Source organism: Pseudomonas sp. UBA6562, from assembly GCF_002434265.1.
Taxonomy (GTDB): Bacteria; Pseudomonadota; Gammaproteobacteria; order Pseudomonadales; family Pseudomonadaceae; genus Aquipseudomonas.
The window spans coordinates 385,986-402,537 of the sequence record NZ_DJJS01000008.1 but is presented as its reverse complement, the minus strand read 5'-3'; the positions used below and the strand labels follow the sequence as shown (position 1 = coordinate 402,537).

12 protein-coding genes and 4 tRNA genes are annotated in these 16,552 nt (G+C 64.7%); 11 read left to right on the top strand and 5 right to left on the bottom strand.

All coding sequences use genetic code 11. The features are described from left to right. Positions 1-58: 58 nt before the first annotated feature. The 9 genes from B4M43_RS17470 to B4M43_RS17430 all read left to right on the top strand — a co-directional run bounded on the left by B4M43_RS17470 (position 59) and on the right by B4M43_RS17430 (position 6,204). On the top strand, positions 59-613 hold the full coding sequence (locus B4M43_RS17470) for a CvpA family protein (RefSeq protein ID WP_296268724.1): 555 nt from the start codon (positions 59-61) through the stop codon (positions 611-613). Between the two features lie 41 nt (positions 614-654). Beyond that, positions 655-2,160, top strand: coding sequence for an amidophosphoribosyltransferase (gene purF / locus B4M43_RS17465; RefSeq protein ID WP_296268723.1), 1,506 nt, complete (start codon positions 655-657; stop codon positions 2,158-2,160). Positions 2,161-2,175: 15 nt separating this feature from the next. Next, positions 2,176-3,387 (top strand): O-succinylhomoserine sulfhydrylase, encoded by a 1,212-nt coding sequence (locus B4M43_RS17460; RefSeq protein WP_296268722.1) that lies wholly within the window; start codon positions 2,176-2,178, stop codon positions 3,385-3,387. Continuing rightward, positions 3,387-4,157, top strand: coding sequence for an SDR family oxidoreductase (locus tag B4M43_RS17455; RefSeq protein ID WP_296268721.1), 771 nt, complete (start codon positions 3,387-3,389; stop codon positions 4,155-4,157). The genes B4M43_RS17460 and B4M43_RS17455 overlap by 1 nt, the downstream gene beginning before the upstream one ends. Positions 4,158-4,508: 351 nt before the next feature. Further along, positions 4,509-4,584: transfer RNA gene (locus B4M43_RS17450), tRNA-Val, on the top strand. Positions 4,585-4,661: 77 nt separating this feature from the next. Further along, positions 4,662-4,738 (top strand) — tRNA-Asp (locus B4M43_RS17445). A 96-nt stretch (positions 4,739-4,834) separates the two neighbouring features. After that, positions 4,835-4,911, top strand: a tRNA-Asp gene (locus tag B4M43_RS17440). A 131-nt stretch (positions 4,912-5,042) separates the two neighbouring features. Then, a tRNA-Asp gene (locus tag B4M43_RS17435) sits at positions 5,043-5,119 on the top strand. Between the two features lie 185 nt (positions 5,120-5,304). Further along, the gene (locus B4M43_RS17430) at positions 5,305-6,204 is read left to right on the top strand and encodes a DUF2242 domain-containing protein (protein ID WP_296268720.1); all 900 of its coding nucleotides are present in this window, start codon (positions 5,305-5,307) and stop codon (positions 6,202-6,204) included. 185 nt (positions 6,205-6,389) lie between these two features. Here the strand turns inward: B4M43_RS17430 and B4M43_RS17425 are convergent, their stop codons facing one another. Together B4M43_RS17425 and B4M43_RS17420 are read right to left on the bottom strand one after the other, a co-directional pair. Then, positions 6,390-7,439, bottom strand: coding sequence for an AraC family transcriptional regulator (locus B4M43_RS17425; protein ID WP_296268719.1), 1,050 nt, complete (start codon positions 7,437-7,439; stop codon positions 6,390-6,392). Next, positions 7,436-8,554, bottom strand: coding sequence for a nitrilase-related carbon-nitrogen hydrolase (locus B4M43_RS17420; protein ID WP_296268718.1), 1,119 nt, complete (start codon positions 8,552-8,554; stop codon positions 7,436-7,438). The genes B4M43_RS17425 and B4M43_RS17420 overlap by 4 nt, the downstream gene beginning before the upstream one ends. Positions 8,555-8,828: 274 nt before the next feature. On the opposite strand from B4M43_RS17420, the gene B4M43_RS17415 reads away from it, so the two are divergent. Then, positions 8,829-10,865, top strand: coding sequence for an NADPH-dependent 2,4-dienoyl-CoA reductase (locus tag B4M43_RS17415; protein ID WP_296268717.1), 2,037 nt, complete (start codon positions 8,829-8,831; stop codon positions 10,863-10,865). 238 nt (positions 10,866-11,103) lie between these two features. On the opposite strand, the gene B4M43_RS17410 is transcribed toward B4M43_RS17415, so the two are convergent. The 3 genes from B4M43_RS17410 to B4M43_RS17400 all read right to left on the bottom strand — a co-directional run bounded on the left by B4M43_RS17410 (position 11,104) and on the right by B4M43_RS17400 (position 14,114). Further along, complete coding sequence (locus B4M43_RS17410) at positions 11,104-11,994, bottom strand: alpha/beta hydrolase (RefSeq protein WP_296268716.1); 891 nt, start codon at positions 11,992-11,994, stop codon at positions 11,104-11,106. An 81-nt stretch (positions 11,995-12,075) separates the two neighbouring features. Then, positions 12,076-13,422 carry a HAMP domain-containing sensor histidine kinase gene (locus B4M43_RS17405; protein WP_296268715.1) on the bottom strand — a complete coding sequence of 449 codons (1,347 nt, stop codon included), beginning with the start codon at positions 13,420-13,422 and terminating at the stop codon, positions 12,076-12,078. Then, positions 13,422-14,114: a response regulator transcription factor gene (locus B4M43_RS17400; protein WP_296268714.1), complete on the bottom strand. Its 693-nt coding sequence runs from the start codon at positions 14,112-14,114 to the stop codon at positions 13,422-13,424. The genes B4M43_RS17405 and B4M43_RS17400 overlap by 1 nt, the downstream gene beginning before the upstream one ends. Positions 14,115-14,297: 183 nt before the next feature. Between B4M43_RS17400 and B4M43_RS17395 the strand changes: the two genes are divergently transcribed. Next, positions 14,298-16,472: a TonB-dependent siderophore receptor gene (locus B4M43_RS17395; RefSeq protein ID WP_296268713.1), complete on the top strand. Its 2,175-nt coding sequence runs from the start codon at positions 14,298-14,300 to the stop codon at positions 16,470-16,472. Positions 16,473-16,552: the final 80 nt, after the last annotated feature.

The window sequence follows — 16,552 nt, the reverse complement described above, 5'->3', positions numbered from 1 at the left end:
TACTCCCGGCTTCCTGCTCTGGTAAAATGCGCCGCCTCAAACCTCTGCAGGCAGCAATGTGGCATTTTCCTGGGTCGACTGGGCGATCATCGCGATCATCGCCGTTTCCTCACTGATCAGTCTCAAGCGCGGCTTCGTCAAAGAGGCGCTATCGCTGCTCATCTGGATCGTGGCCGGGGCGGTAGCCTGGATGTTCGGCGGGTCGCTGTCGCATTACCTCGAAGGCTACATTCAAACGCCTTCGGCGCGCGTCATCGCAGGGTGTACCCTTTTGTTCGTCGCCACCTTGTTGGTGGGGGCGATGCTCAATTTCCTCATCGGTGAGCTGATTCGCGTCACCGGTCTGTCGGGCACCGACAGATTTCTCGGCATGGCATTCGGCGCCGCGCGTGGCGCGCTGCTGGTAGTGGTCACGGTGGGCCTGCTCAGTCTGGGGCCCGTGCAGCAGGATCCGTGGTGGCAGGAGTCTCGCCTGATACCGCAGTTCTTGCTGATCGCCGACTGGTCGAAGAACCTGATTCTGGGCTTCACCGGTCAGTGGATGTCCAATGGAGTCAGCGCTCCGGCTGATCTTCCGTTCAAGGAACAATTGCTCGGGCCGCTCAAGCCCTGAACAGGTTCCATCAAGTTTCATCAAAGTAGGGGTCGCGTCGCATGTGTGGCATCACCGGTATCGTCGGTAAGTCGAACGTCAATCAGGCGCTGTATGACGCGCTTACGGTCCTCCAGCACCGCGGCCAGGATGCTGCCGGTATCGTGACCAGCCATGGTGGCCGGTTATTCCTGCGCAAGGACAATGGCCTGGTGCGCGATGTTTTCCAGCAGCGCCACATGCAGCGCCTGGTCGGCCACATGGGCATCGGCCACGTGCGCTATCCCACCGCCGGCAGCTCGACCTCGGCCGAGGCGCAGCCGTTCTACGTCAATTCGCCGTACGGCATCACCCTGGCGCACAACGGCAACCTGACCAACGTCGAGCAGTTGGCCAAGGAGATCTACGAGTCCGATCTTCGCCATGTCAACACCAGTTCGGACTCCGAAGTACTGTTGAACGTGTTCGCCCACGAACTGGCGGTGCGCGGCAAGCTGCAGCCTACCGAAGAAGACGTGTTCGCAGCGGTTTCGCACGTGCACAGCCGCTGCGTGGGCGGCTATGCGGTAGTAGCCATGATCACCGGCTATGGCATCGTCGGCTTCCGCGACCCCAACGGCATTCGTCCGGTGGTGTTCGGCCAACGCCACACCGACGAAGGCGTGGAGTACATGATCGCCTCGGAAAGCGTGGCCCTCGACGTGCTCGGCTTCACCCTGATCCGCGATCTGGCGCCGGGCGAAGCGGTGTACATCACCGAAGAAGGCCAGCTCTACACGCACCAGTGCGCGACCAGCGCCCAGCTCAAGCCGTGCATCTTCGAACACGTCTACCTGGCCCGTCCCGACTCGATCATGGATGGCGTCTCGGTGTACAAGGCGCGCCTGCGCATGGGCGAGAAGCTGGCCGACAAGATCCGCCGCGAGCGCCCCGAGCACGACATCGACGTGGTCATCCCGATCCCGGACACCAGCCGTACCGCTGCCCTGGAGCTGGCCAACCACCTGGGCGTGAAGTTCCGCGAAGGCTTCGTCAAAAACCGCTACATCGGCCGTACCTTCATCATGCCCGGCCAGGCGGCACGCAAGAAATCGGTGCGCCAGAAGCTCAACGCCATCGAACTGGAGTTCCGCGGCAAGAACGTGATGCTGGTGGACGATTCCATCGTACGCGGCACCACCTGCAAGCAAATCATCCAGATGGCCCGCGAAGCCGGCGCCAAGAACGTATACTTCTGCTCGGCGGCCCCTGCCGTGCGCTACCCCAACGTCTACGGCATCGACATGCCGAGTGTCCATGAGCTGATCGCACACAACCGTACCACCGAACAGGTGGCCCAGCTGATCGGCGCCGACTGGCTGATCTACCAGGACCTGCCGGACCTGATCGAAGCCGTCGGTGGTGGCAAGATCAAGATCGAACACTTCGACTGTGCAGTGTTCGACGGCAAGTACGTGACCGGTGATGTCGACGAGGCGTACCTGGATCGTATCGAGCAGGCGCGCAACGACATGGCCAAGGTGCAGAACCAGGCCGTCAGCGCCATCATCGACCTCTACAACAACTGATTGGGGAGCAGCGGCATGACGGATCAATGGGATGCCGGGCGATTGGACAGCGACCTGGAGGGTGTCGGTTTCGACACCCTTGCGGTTCGTGCTGGGCAACAGCGCACACCCGAGGGCGAGCACAGCGAAGCGCTGTTCCTGACCTCGAGCTACGTATTCCGCACCGCGGCCGATGCGGCGGCGCGTTTTGCCGGTGAAACGCCGGGCAACGTCTACTCGCGTTATACCAACCCCACCGTGCGGGCGTTCGAAGAGCGCCTGGCGGCCATGGAAGGGGCCGAGCAGGCCGTCGGCACCTCCACGGGGATGGCGGCGATCCTGGCGATCGTCATGTCCCTGTGCAGTGCCGGCGACCATGTGCTGGTCTCGCAGAGCGTGTTCGGATCCACCATCAGCCTGTTCGACAAGTACTTCAAGCGCTTCGGCGTGCAGGTGGATTACGTGCCGTTGGCCGACCTCGCCGGCTGGCGCGCCGCGCTCAAGGCCAACACGCGCCTGCTGCTGGTCGAGTCGCCGTCCAATCCGCTGGCCGAGGTGGTCGACATTCCGGCGCTGGCCGAGATCGCCCACGCGGGCGGCGCGCTGCTGGTGGTGGACAACTGCTTCAGCACGCCAGCGTTGCAACAGCCGCTCAAGCTGGGTGCCGACATCGTGTTCCATTCGGCGACCAAGTTCATCGACGGCCAGGGGCGTTGCATGGGCGGCGCAGTGGCGGGGCGCCACGAGCAGATGAAGGAAGTCGTGGGCTTCCTGCGTACTGCCGGGCCGACCCTCAGCCCGTTCAACGCCTGGATCTTCACCAAGGGCCTGGAAACCTTGCGGCTGCGCATGCGTGCGCACTGCGAGAGCGCTCAGGCGCTGGCGCAGTGGTTGGAGCAGCAGGACGGCATCGAGCGCGTGCACTACGCAGGCCTTCCCAGCCATCCGCAGCACGAACTGGCCAAGCGGCAGATGAGCGGCTTCGGCGCGGTGGTCAGCTTCGAAGTCAAAGGCGGCAAAGAAGCAGCCTGGCGCTTCATCGACGCCACCCGGGTGATCTCGATCACCACCAACCTGGGCGACAGCAAAACCACCATCGCCCATCCCGCTACCACCTCCCACGGTCGCTTGTCGCCCCAGGAGCGTGAGGCAGCAGGCATTCGCGACAACCTGATCCGTGTCGCCGTCGGCCTGGAAGACCTGGCCGACCTGCAAGCGGATCTGGCGCGGGGGCTGGCCGTACTGTGATGGATTGGCAAAAAGCGCAGCCCGGCCTCAATGGCCGGGTCGCGCTGGTCACCGGCGCCGCACGCGGTATCGGCTTGGGTATCGCTGCGTGGCTGATCTGCGAAGGCTGGCAGGTGGTGCTTGGCGACCTGGACCGCAAGCGCGGCTCCAAGGTCGCCAAAGCCTTGGGTGACAACGCTTGGTTCATCACGCTGGACGTGGCGGAGGAAGCGCAGGTGAGGGGAGCGGTGTCCGAGGTGCTCGGGCAGTTCGGTCGCCTCGATGCCCTGATCTGCAATGCGGCGGTCGCCAACCCGGACAACGGGCCGCTGGAAACCTTGTCGTTGGCTAAATGGAATCGCACGCTGGCGATCAACCTCACCGGTCCCCTGTTGCTGGCCAAACATTGCGCGCCTTACTTGCGTGCGCACGGCGGCGCGATCGTCAACATTGCCTCCACCCGCACACGGCAGTCCGAGCCGGACACCGAGGCCTATGCGGCCAGCAAGGGCGGGCTCGTGGCCCTGACCCACGCCCTGGCCGTAAGCCTGGGGCCGGACATTCGCGTCAACGCCGTCAGCCCCGGCTGGATCGATGCGCGCGATCCCTCGGTGCGTCGCGCCGAACCGCTCAGCGACGAGGACCACGCGCAGCATCCGAGCGGCAGGGTAGGGACGGTGGAGGATGTGGCGGCGTTGGTCGCGTGGCTGCTGTCGCGCCAATCGGGTTTTGTGACCGGGCAGGAGTTCGTGGTCGATGGCGGCATGACGCGCAAGATGATCTATCGCTGATCGTTGCCGTCGTGCAACGACGGGCAATGTGACCAATGCCCGTCAGTCAAGCCAAAACAGGGTAATTGGGGCTGCTTTGCAGCCCATCGCGGCTAAAACCGCTCCCACAGGGCGTACGTAATTCTGTTGGAGCGGCTTTAGCCGCGATGGGCCGTTAAACGGCCCAATCGGTTAGCTGACTGGCATCCTGCCATATTCCCCATTGCGTTTTTAAGGTAGGTAGCCAAGGTTGGCAGCCTGTGCAGGTATGTAACGCCACCTAAGGATTTTGAAAAAAATTCAATGGGGGTATTGACTTAGCTTCGTCACCTGCGTAAATTTCGCGGCCTCAGCGAAGCAAACGTAACACACGGGTGATTAGCTCAGCCGGGAGAGCATCTGCCTTACAAGCAGAGGGTCGGCGGTTCGATCCCGTCATCACCCACCACTTCCTGAGACGTTCCTGAATCTGAAAGTGCTTTAGGGCAGCTTCAGTAGAGAGGAACAGGACGTCAGTCCATATGCGCAGCGGTAGTTCAGTCGGTTAGAATACCGGCCTGTCACGCCGGGGGTCGCGGGTTCGAGTCCCGTCCGCTGCGCCACTTTTTATCCAGATGGGTGTTCGCACCGGTCTGAGGTCGCCAGGCAAGCCCTGAGACCAGATCCCAGTTTCAAGCGGGCGCAAGCCTGTACGATACGCAGCGGTAGTTCAGTCGGTTAGAATACCGGCCTGTCACGCCGGGGGTCGCGGGTTCGAGTCCCGTCCGCTGCGCCATCTTCGCATCGAGTTCCCTAGAACGACTCGACGCAGCATGGAAGCCGAGCCAATTGGTTTTCATGTCTGCCGGCAAGGCCTGTGTGCCTAAGCGGCAGAACGGTTTCACCGGGCGCAAGCCCATGCGATACGCAGCGGTAGTTCAGTCGGTTAGAATACCGGCCTGTCACGCCGGGGGTCGCGGGTTCGAGTCCCGTCCGCTGCGCCATATCCGCCTCAAGGTCCTTGAACGCCTTGAAGCACGAAGAGAGCGACCCTAAGGTCGCTTTTTTTGTGTCCGCCGTTTGGCAGTTCGGAGCGCTGACTCGGGCTCGCCCGATACCGATGAGCGGTTCCTGCCGTCAAGCAATGTGATGCACAATACGGCCCATTCGATTTTTCCCGGTAATGGCAATGTCTAGATCATCCGCCCTCGCTGTGCTTGGGCTAGCGTTCTGCCTGGCAGGCGCATCCGGCTGTGCCTCGAAGAAAGCCGCCATCTACGAGCACGAGAATTTCGACAACTCGGGCACCTATTCGCGCAGCTTTCCTGTAAACGAAGCAGGCTCGTGCGAAGCGGCGCGACGCGCGTTGCTTAGCCAGGGTTACATCATCACCAGCAGCGATGCCAATCAGGTCGCAGGCAACAAGAGCTTCCAGCAGAACAGCGAGAACCACCTGCAGATCAGCTTCAACGTCACCTGCGCGCCCGACAGCAGCGACGAGCAACGCTCGACCATGTTCGCCAACGCCTTGCAGGACCGTTACAGCCTGAAAAAATCCAATACCTCGGCCAGCCTCGGGGTCGGCATTCTCGGCTCGGTGTCGATGCCCATCGGTTCGAGCGACGACTCGATGGTCAAAGTCGCCAGCGAGACCGTGACCGCCGCGCAGTTCTACGACCGCTACTTCGCGCTGGTGGAGAGCTACCTGCCCAAACCGAAGAAAGCGCAGAGCGCGCCTGCGGTGGCCCCGCTGGGCGAAGCCGCCAAAGCGCCTGCCAGCGCGCCCGATCTCGGCCTGCCGGAACCTGCCTCGGCACCGGCCGCCGACAATGCCTCGACACCCGTCGCCGGCAACGCCCTCGCTGCTGGCGCGCAAACCGCCGCAGCTGCCGCGCAAGTGGGCAGCCCGCAAGCAACGCCCGCAGTCGATGACAGCCAAGGCTCGCAGCCTATCGCTCCACCAGCGGCTGGCGAGCCCATCCAGGTCATGCCCGAGCCGCAAACCCAGGCTGTTGAGGCGTCCCCGGCGGTCGAAACCGATAGCACCGCCACCCCGGTTACACCGCCTGTCACACAACCCGCAGAGTGACGTTCGAACGGCCTGCTACGTTTTACTGGGTGTCATCACGCGTTCATCCACACGCACTAACGTGATGCCACGCAAACCCAAACGACGACGGGAGCAGGGCCAATGGATGATTATCAGGAAGAATTGCTGGAAGCCCAGGCCTTCGAGGCCGAAGGGTCGGACGGTGTCGAAGATGCCACCGAGCTTTAGCCCAGCCGACGCTGCTGGCGTCGGTAGCTTCCCGGAGTGATGCCTGTCCAGCGCTTGAACGCGCGCTGGAAGGCTTCCGCCGAGGTGAACCCCAGCACATACGCCACTTCCCCAAAGCTCAATACCGTATCGCGAATGTAGGTTTCGGCCAGATCGCGGCGCATCCCGTTGAGCAACTCGCGAAACCCGGTACCTTCTTCGGCCAATTGGCGACGCAACGTCCAGCTCGGCAGGTTCATGCGCTGCGCCACGTCTTCCAGGCTCGGTTCGCGTCCGCCGTTCAGTTGCGGGCCCAGCAGGTGGGTGATGCGTTCGCGCAAGCTGCGCACGTGGGTGAGTTGCTCGAGTTCGGCTTCGCACAATTGCAGCAGATGCTGCCAGGTGCCGGGGCAGTGCAGAGGGTTGCGCAAATCGAGAGCGGCGCGTCCCAGCCTTACGCGATTGGCCTCGCTGCCGAACTGCACGGGGTGTTCGCACAGTTCCTGGTAGCGCTCGGCTTCGGCGGGCGCGGGGAATTCGATGTGCAAGCGCTCGGCAAGTAATGGTCTGCCTGCCACGCTGGATAGCTGTGTCAGCCAACCGCTGAGCAACGAATCCACCACGAAGCGGTTGTAGGCGTTGTAGGGACTGATGGAATAGAAGTTCAGCCAAGCGCCGTAGGTGTCTTCCTCGAAGCTGCAGCGACCCCGATAGTTGCTCGCGTACAGCGGCTCGAAACGCAGCAGCGCCTGGGCCGCGGCGCGAACGGTCGGCGCCTGGCTTGCGGTGACACCGGCAAGCCCCGCATGGGCCAGGCGACTGTGGCGGGCCATGCGCAGACCTAAGCCAGAATCGCCGCACAGCTCGATGGCGGCATGCCCCAGGTGCATGTAGCGCGGAATCGACAAGCGTGCGCCGACCTGTGCCAGGCGCGAGGCATCCAGGCCATAGCGTTGCAGCAGGGGTTCAGGGTCGTGGCCAAGCTCGCGCAGCGCATCGGCCAACGGCTGCACCAGCCCCACCGACAGGTCGCCTAGACGCAGCGCAGCCCGGCTTTGCGCGCTCACAGCCACAGATTGAGCATGCGCGCGCCCTGGCTAGGCGGGGCGGCCAGGCTCTGCCCGGCATGGTTGACGAAGCCTTGGCCGCCCACGGTCTGCTCCCAAAACTGTCCGCGCGCGAAGACGCTGATGCTGGTTGCGCCACCGCCAGCGGCCTGGGTCAGGCGCTGCCAGGCGTCTCGTTCACTGACCTCGCCCCGTTTCAAGGGCAGCGCTTGCGCGGCGGGCTGATGACGGTTGCCGCGCCAGGGTGCCTGCCATGGGTCCCTACCGGTCACGAAGGCTGGATTGGCGATCAATTCCACCGATTGCGCGTGCAACCGCTGATAGTTCTGCGGGTACCAACTGTCGCTACCCACCAGCACCGCCAGCCGCCCGGCCGGAGTGTCGAGCACTTGTGCAGGCGCGCCCGCGCCCGGCTCGACGAAGCGGCGCAACTCGCTGTCGGGATAGCGTTGGCGCTGCGGCTGGCCCAACGGGCTGCCGTCGGCGGCGAACACCACGCTGGCGTTGAACAGCGGCCCGCTGCCGGCGTGCAGCACACCCTCGGTAATGAAAGGCGCAGGCAGGATGATCGAACCCGCTACCAAGGTGATCTGGAAACGTTTGGCCAGCCCACCGAAAAGCTGCTGGTAGTCGGCGGCCATTTGTTCGGCCTTCATGCGCAGGTGCGCGTCGGCCCGTCGGTCATCGCCGGTGGCTCGCAGCATGGCTACGCCGTAATGCAGGGGGTTGCTCAGCTCCAGCCACTGCCAGGCTTCGCGACGATGGGTCACCTGATACAGCGCGTTCTTCTCGCCGCGTGCCCACAGCCAGGTGCCAACGTGCTCGGGCAGCACCACGACGGTACGGGCGTCGATCAGACCTTGGTCGCGGGCCTGTTGCAGGTAGGCCGCAAGCTTGCGCTCCAGGCGCGCGAGGTTCTGATAGTCGCCCGGAAACAGCAAAGGCTCGACCCCCAGCAGGTTGCCACGCCCGCCCGGCTCGCCATGGTTCAGCGCAAGCTCGACGCGCAGGTCCGACAGGTAATGCCCTTCGGGGCGTTGGAGGGTCCAAAGGCCGTAGCCGCCAAGCGCTACGAGCAACAATAGCGCCAAAGCGCCGCAAAGCAGTTTTCGCATGAAACCGTGTCTGTCCGGTGGTTAGGGCAACAAGGGTACGAGCAAACCGGCGCGGCGCAAACGCTCATCGAAGGTTTTTCGTGCTCAGCAAGACCGTATAAGGGCCGCCTTCGCGTCGATCGACACACGCGGGCATTGTCAGAACCGGTTACCCATTTGTCAGTTACGATCATTGAGGTGGCAATCATAGCTGGTTAATGTCCCTTTCACCCATGAAGAGGCCCACCTCCAGTACGAGGCCTCGCTTCCCGTGACCCTGCCATAGGACCTCCCCATGACGGCCTCGCCTTACCCGCACCTGCTGGCCCCGCTCGACCTGGGCTTCACCACCTTGCGCAACCGCGCCCTGATGGGCTCGATGCACACCGGCCTCGAAGAAAAGCCCGGCGGTTTCGAGCGCATGGCGGCCTACTTCGCCGAGCGCGCGCGCGGTGGTGTTGGACTGATGGTCACCGGCGGCATCGCACCGAACGAGGAGGGCGGGGTGTACGCGGGCGCCGCCAAGCTCAGCACCGACGAGGAAGCCGAGCGCCATCGCCTGGTCACCGAGGCCGTGCACCAGGCCGGCGGCAAGATCTGCCTGCAGATCCTGCACGCCGGGCGTTACGCCTACAGCCCCAAGCAGGTCGCCCCCAGCGCCCTCAAGGCGCCGATCAACCCGTTCACGCCCAAGGCGCTGGACGAAGCCGGCATCGAGCAGCAGATCGTCGACTTCGTCCGTTGCGCGGTGCTGGCCCAGCGCGCCGGCTACGACGGCGTCGAGGTGATGGGCTCGGAAGGCTATTTCATCAACCAGTTCCTCGCCGCCTGCACCAACACCCGCACCGACCGCTGGGGCGGCAGTTTCGACAACCGCATGCGCCTGGCCGTGGACATCGTCAGGCGCATCCGCGAAGCGGTGGGGCCGAATTTCATCCTCATCTTCCGCTTGTCGATGCTCGATCTGGTCGAAGGCGGCAGCGACTGGCAAGAGATCGTGCGCCTGGCCAAGGCCATCGAACAGGCCGGCGCCACCCTGATCAACACCGGCATCGGCTGGCACGAGGCGCGCATCCCGACCATCGCCACCAAAGTGCCGCGCGCGGCCTTCAGCAAGGTCACCGCCAAGCTGCGCGGCGAAGTCGGCATTCCGCTGATCACCACCAACCGCATCAACATGCCGGAGGTGGCCGAGGCGGTGCTGGCGGCCGGGGACGCCGACATGGTGTCGATGGCCCGGCCCTTCCTGGCCGACCCCGAATTCGTCAACAAGGCCGCTGCGGGCCAGGCGCAGTCCATCAACACCTGCATCGGCTGCAACCAGGCCTGCCTGGACCACACCTTCGCCGGCAAGCTGACCACCTGCCTGGTCAACCCGCGTGCCTGTTACGAAACCGAGCTCAACTACCTGCCTACCGCCCACCCCAAGCGCGTCGCCGTCGTAGGCGCAGGCCCGGCCGGGCTGGCGGCGGCGACCGTGGCCGCGCAGCGCGGCCACCGCGTGACGCTGTTCGATGCCGGCAGCGAAATCGGTGGCCAGTTCAACGTCGCCAAGCGCATTCCCGGCAAAGAAGAGTTCTATGAAACCCTGCGCTACTTCGCCGACAAGATCGCACGCACCGGTGTCGACCTGCGCCTGCACACCCGCGTCGATGTGCAGAGCTTGCTCGACGGCGGCTACGACGAAGTGATCCTCGCCACCGGCATCAGCCCCCGGGTGCCGGCGATTCCCGGTATCGAACATGCCAAAGTGCTGAGCTACCTGGATGTGCTGCTCGAACGCCAACCGGTCGGTCGGCGGGTGGCGGTGATCGGTGCCGGGGGCATCGGCTTCGATGTCAGCGAATACCTGGTGCACCAAGGCGTGGCCACCAGCCTGGATCGCGATGCGTTCTGGAAGGAGTGGGGCATCGATACCCAGCTCGAGGCCCGCGGTGGCGTCGCCGGGATCGCTGCGCAACCGCAGCCGCCGGCGCGCGAGGTGTACCTGTTGCAGCGCAAGGCATCGAAGGTGGGCGATGGGCTAGGCAAGACCACCGGCTGGATCCATCGTGCCGGCCTCAAGCATCGCCAGGTGCGCATGCTCAACGGCGTCGAGTATTTGCGGGTCGACGATGCCGGGCTGCATGTACGCATCGGCGACGGCGAGCCGCAAGTACTGCCGGTGGACAACGTGGTGCTGTGCGCCGGGCAGGAGCCGCTGCGCGAGCTGTACGACGGTTTGCAGGCTGCAGGGCAGTCGGTGCACCTGATCGGCGGTGCAGATGTGGCGGCCGAGCTGGACGCCAAGCGGGCCATCGGCCAGGGATCGCGATTGGCGGCCGAATTGTAGCGATCGGTGGCCGGTATCGCGGTCTGGCCAGACAGATCGCGATACCGACCCCGGTCCGCGCGACACCGGCTAGCGGACCGTGGCAGGGTAATACCGGCGTTGCCGGTCGTGATGCCGGCAACGCCGTTTGATGGAGATTGCGTTGCGCCCTGGCAGGTTCAGCGCCAGCACTAGCTTTTCAAACCCGGCAGTTTGATTACTGGGAGCCAGATCATCCTGCGGCAAGATCAAATCCGACTCACTGCGACAATCCTTCCACCACCCTGCGCAATGAAGCCGCCAACATCGGTCCATGCCCCAGCCCTTCGAAGCCCTGCACGCGCACCTTCACGCCTTCGACCCTCGCTAGCTCCGCAGCCAGCTCACGCAATGGCCGACCCGCATCGTCGCGCACGCTGCCCCGCGGGCTATCCGGCTCTTTGGCGCCGCGCATCAGCAACACGTCGGGCCGCAAGTTGCCCACTCGCCCAGCCAGGCCCTCGGCTTCGCGCACCAGCGCACCCTCGCGCCACCACAGCGACGGGCTGGCCGCGGCGTATCCGCTGAACGCACCGGGCCGGGTGAATAACGTGTGCAGCACCGCCAGCCCACCATAGGAATGCCCCCACAGCGTTTGGCGCGCCAGGTCGATTGGCGCCTGTGAGGCTACCAGCGTGCGCATGCGCCCGGTCAACAGGTCGAGAAACGCGTCTACGCCGCCGCTGGGCTGTTGGGTCAACGGATCGCGCTGTTCGCTCAAGCCTGGCACGTTTGGCGTGTAGTCATAGGTGCGCGCGGCGCGCTCGATGCGCTGTTCGCCTTGGTAGCCCACCGCCACCAGCAGCGGCGCCTGGCCTGCGGCCAGGGCGTCCAGTTGCTGGCTGTCCAAAGCGCCCAGCGCGGCATTGCCGTCGAGCATCCACAACACCGGATAGCCAGCCGCAGGGGCAGGGCGGTTCGGTTTGCCGATCCACAAACGGTAGTGGCGGCGTCCGTCGAGCGAATCCAGGTCCAACTGCGTGAAGCGGTAAGCCAGGTCAGTGCGCTCGAGCAGCGTGGTGTTCATGCTTTGCACCGGGTCGGGCTGCGCAAGGGCGGCCGGTGCTACGATAGCCAGGGCCAACGCCAGGGCCAGGGTCGTCTTGCTCATCGTTCGTCTCGTCGAGGCCTGGCAAGGGCTGCCAGGCGTGAGGGTCAGATGGTAGGGCTTCGAAAGCCCAGGTAAAGCGTCTTAACCTTCTAAACCGTCGTCGACCACCGGCAGTAGCAAGTGCAGGCACAGCCCCGGCTGCGCATTGCTGGCCCATAGCCGGCCGCCTTGCAGTTCCACGGCGCGGCGGGCGATGGCCAGACCCAGGCCGAAGCCTGCGCCGCTGTTGGCCAGGCGTTGGTAGGGCTGGAAGATCCGCTCAAGTTCGCTGTCCGGGACGCCGGGGCCCTGGTCACTCAAGCACAGGTGCCAGCATTCGCCTTCGCGCCAGCCCTCGAGGCGCACCTCGCCACCGGCCGGCGAATGGCGAATGGCGTTGCGCAGCAGGTTTTCCAGGGCCTGGGCCAGGCTGTCGAGGTGCGCCTGCACCCGGCATTCGGTGCCCAGCGAGCAGGGCAGGCGGGTGCGCGGCCAGCCGCTTTCGAAACAGATGTCCTCGCACAGCGCCTCCCACAGCGACAGCACCAGCAGTGGCTCGGTCGGCAGGCTGGGCTGTTCGGTGTCCATCCAGGCCAAGTCCAGGGTGTTTTCCAGCAGCCTTTGCATGTCGGCGACTTCGCGGTCCAGGCGCTCGCGCAATTGCGCCGGCGGCAGGTCGCTGTCATGGGCGATGCGCAACCGCGCCAGGGGCGTGCGCAGCTCGTGGGACAGGGTGCGCAGCAGCAGACGCTGCTGCTCCAGGCTTTGGCGCAGGCGCCCGGCCATGTGTTCGAAGGCCTGGGCCAGCTCGCCCAGCTCGTCGCGGCGCTGCTGCAAGGGCAGGCCGGGGCTGTCGAGATCGTCGGCACGCAAGGCGTCGGCGCGGTCGCGCAGGCGGTTCAGCGGCACCACCAGATGGCGGTACAGCACCAGCACCAACAGCAGCGCCAGCAGGGCGGGGGCCAGGCCATGGGTGACCACATGGGTCCAGGGGGTAAGGCCGCTGGGCAACAGGCGCTCGGGCAGTTGCATGACCAAACGTCCTTGTTCGGGGCGCCGGGGAAACGCAATGCTGACATAGGGCAGTTGGTCTTGAAGGCGGCGGCTCAGCGGCCAGTCGAGCTTGCGCATGAAGGTCAGGTGGCTGGCCTCCTCGGCGCTCAGGGGCGTGGTGCCCAGGCTCTGCAACTGCGGGCCGATGACCGCCACCCAGGTGGCTTCCTGCGCGGCCAGCCGCCTGCGCCAGGCCTCGATGGCCACAGCCCCGCCTTCGTCCCAGGTGTGCTCGGCCTGCGCCGCGTAGCGCGCCAGGTAACGTTGGTCGGCCTCCGACAGAAAATAGGTGCTGCGCTCCACCGACAGGCCCCAGGTCCAGATCAGCCAGACCAGCAACAAGCAGAAGCCGACCTGCAGCACGGCCAGCTTCCACAACAAGGGGTGGCGACGCATCAGGGCTGCTCCGTGTCGACCAGCAAATAGCCCTGGCCACGTACGGCCTGGATCTGCAAATGCGGGGCACCGATGTCGGCCAATTTGCGCCGCAGGTTGCACACGTGCACGTCCAGGCCGCGGTCCAGGCGGGTGTAGGCGCGGTACAGCACGGTCTGGTAGAGAAAGGGTTTGCTCAAGGCTTCGCCGGGGTGCGCATGCAGGGTGGCCAGCAGGCGGAACTCGGAGGCTGTGAGGCCGGCCGCGCGGCCTTCGTAGAGGGCATCCTGACGATCGTGGTCGAGCCTGACCTCGCCGGCATCGCCCGAAAATACGGGGCGACGGTCGAACGCCACGCGGCGCAGCAGCGCATCGACCCGGGCATCGAGCTCGGCCAGGCTGAAGGGCTTGGGCAGGTAGTCGTCGGCGCCGCGGGTGAAGCCGCTGATGCGGTCCTGCTCGGCGCCCAGCGCCGACATCAGCATCACCGGCACCGCCTGGCGCTTGCGCAGCGCATCGAGCAGGCTCAGGCCGTCGATACCCGGCAGCAGGATGTCCAAGAGCACCAACTCGAAGTCCGCGCGTTGCATGGCATTTAGCGCTTCGGTGCCAGTGGCGCAGGCCTGCACGACGAAGCCGCGGTTGAGGAAATGGCGTTCCAGATCGTGGCGCAGGCGCGGATCGTCTTCGGCGAGCAGGAGTGAAGTGGGCACGGCGGGCCTTGGATGAGAATTCATATCAGTTGCGAATCATCCCATTGCCGGTGGTAAGAGGGCAACGCTCGCCTGTGTTAATAAAGTTAAGCCTGCTGCACCCCAGATTCCCATTCGATATCCTTCGCAAATAACAAATTGTTTCGTTTGAGAATTGATGCCATTTGCGCATATAGGGGCGACATGAACGGTTTTGAACGTGTGGGGAGCGCTGGACGGGTGCGGAGTTGGATCGTGGTGGGGCTGCTGGCGCCCTTTTCCCTGTCGGCGCTGGCCGAAACGGTGGCCTTGCAGGCGAACGAGGAGGGCGCGCTGGACCTCCCGGCATTGACCATCGACGGCAACCGTCTGTACGACATGCTGCCGTCCGAAGCCACCGGCGGCTACAGCGTCGATGCCGCTACGGTGGGCACCAAGACCCCCGCCGCGCTCAAGGACATCCCGCAGTCGATCACCGTCTATACCCAGGACTACGTCAAGGACCGCCAGTTCGTGCACCTCGACGACCTGGCCAAATACACCGCCGGCCTGCGCACCCTGACCAACGACAGCGGGCGTTCGTCGATCTACGCCCGTGGCTACGAATACAGCGAATTCAACATCGATGGCCTGCCGGCGCCGATGGCCAGTATCTTCGGCACCGTGCCGTCGCTGGCGGCGTTCGACCGGGTCGAGATCATGCGCGGCCCGGCCGGGCTGTTCAGCAGCACCAGCGAGCTGGGCGGCATCGTCAACATGGTGCGCAAGCGCCCGACCGCCGAGTTCCAGGGCCATGTAGAAGGTCGCTACGGCACCTGGGACACCAACCATGAGGAAGTCGACCTCAGCGGCCCGCTCGACCAGGCCGGTCGCGTGCGCGGGCGTTTCGTCGCCTCGCGGGACGACACCAACGGCGAGGTGGACTACAACGCCAACACCAGCGACAGCTATTACGGCGCGCTGGACATCGACCTCGACGACGCCACCGAGCTGTCGTTCGGCCTGATCCACGAAGTGAAGAACATCACCCCGCACAACGGCTACCCGGCCACGCTGTCGGGCGAAGTGCCGGACTTCAGCCATTCGCGCTTCCTGGGCGCCGACTGGAACTCCTTCGACGGCAAGACCACCGACCTGGTCGCCGAGCTGACCCACCGCTTCGACAACGGCGGCTACGGCCGCGTCGCTGCGCGCGGCTCGCACCGCGACACCGATTACCTGTACGCCTTCACCGCCACCAACGCCGTCAGCGGCGCCAACTCCGAACGCGCCAGCGCCCGCGACTTCAGCCAGGACACCTACGCGCTCGACGCCAGCTACAGCCAGCCGTTCGAAACCCTCGGCCAAGTCAGCGAGTTCGTGGTCGGCAGCGATTACAAGAACTACGACTCCGAATACCGCAACGGCACCACCAACCTCGGCGCCGTCAACGTCAATACCTACTCGCCGAAGCGCTTCGCCAAACCTGCGCCCAACTACAGCACCGAGGTGGGTACCCAGGAAGAGGAGTACGGCCTGTACTCGAAAGTCACCTTGCGCCCGGTCGAGCGCCTGGCCTTGATCGCCGGTGGCCGTTTCAGCTGGTACCGCGGCGACTTCTACACCACTACGCTCAAGAGCGGCGCGACGGTCGCCGACGACAAACGCGTGGACGGCCACTTCACCCCTTATGGCGGCGTGGTCTACGACCTGAATGACAACCACGCGCTGTACGCCAGCTATTCGCAGGTGTTCAAGCCGCAATCGGAAACCGACCAGGGTGGCCGGGTGCTCAAGCCCCGGGAAGGCGAGCAGTACGAGTTCGGCCTCAAGAGCAGTTACTTTGGCGGCGACCTGAACACCCGGCTGTCGGCGTTCCGCCTGACCGACGAGAACCGCGCCAGCACGTTGTACGACGCCAACGGCGTGGCCACCACCGCCTCGGTGGCTTCCGGCAAGACCCGCGTCAAGGGCGCCGAACTGGAAGTCAGCGGCAAGCTCACGCCGAATTGGGAACTGTTGGCCGGCTATACCTGGATGGACACCGAAACCGTCAAGGGCGATGCGCAGACCACCTTCTTCATCATGCCGCGCCAGCAGGCTTCGCTATGGACCAAATACACCCTCGACCAAGGCCCGTTGCAGGGGCTGGCGGTCGGCGGCGGCATCTCGGCGATGAGCGACTTCTACGCCGAAAACGGTGGCGTGCGCATCGACGCGCCGGGTTATGCAACGGTGGATGCGCTGGTCTCGTATCCAGTGACCTCGAAGCTGACCGCTACCTTGAACGTCAACAACCTGTTCGATCGCGATTACCTGTCGCGGGTGGGTTCGACGTCGACCTTCAACTTCTACGGGCCCTCGCGCAGCATGATGGTGGGTGCGCGCTACGATTTTTAAGCCTTTCTCACTGCGCTTCTACCTGAATGGGTAGAAGTGCCATCACCAAGACGCTGGCACCGCCACCCCGTCCAGCGCAC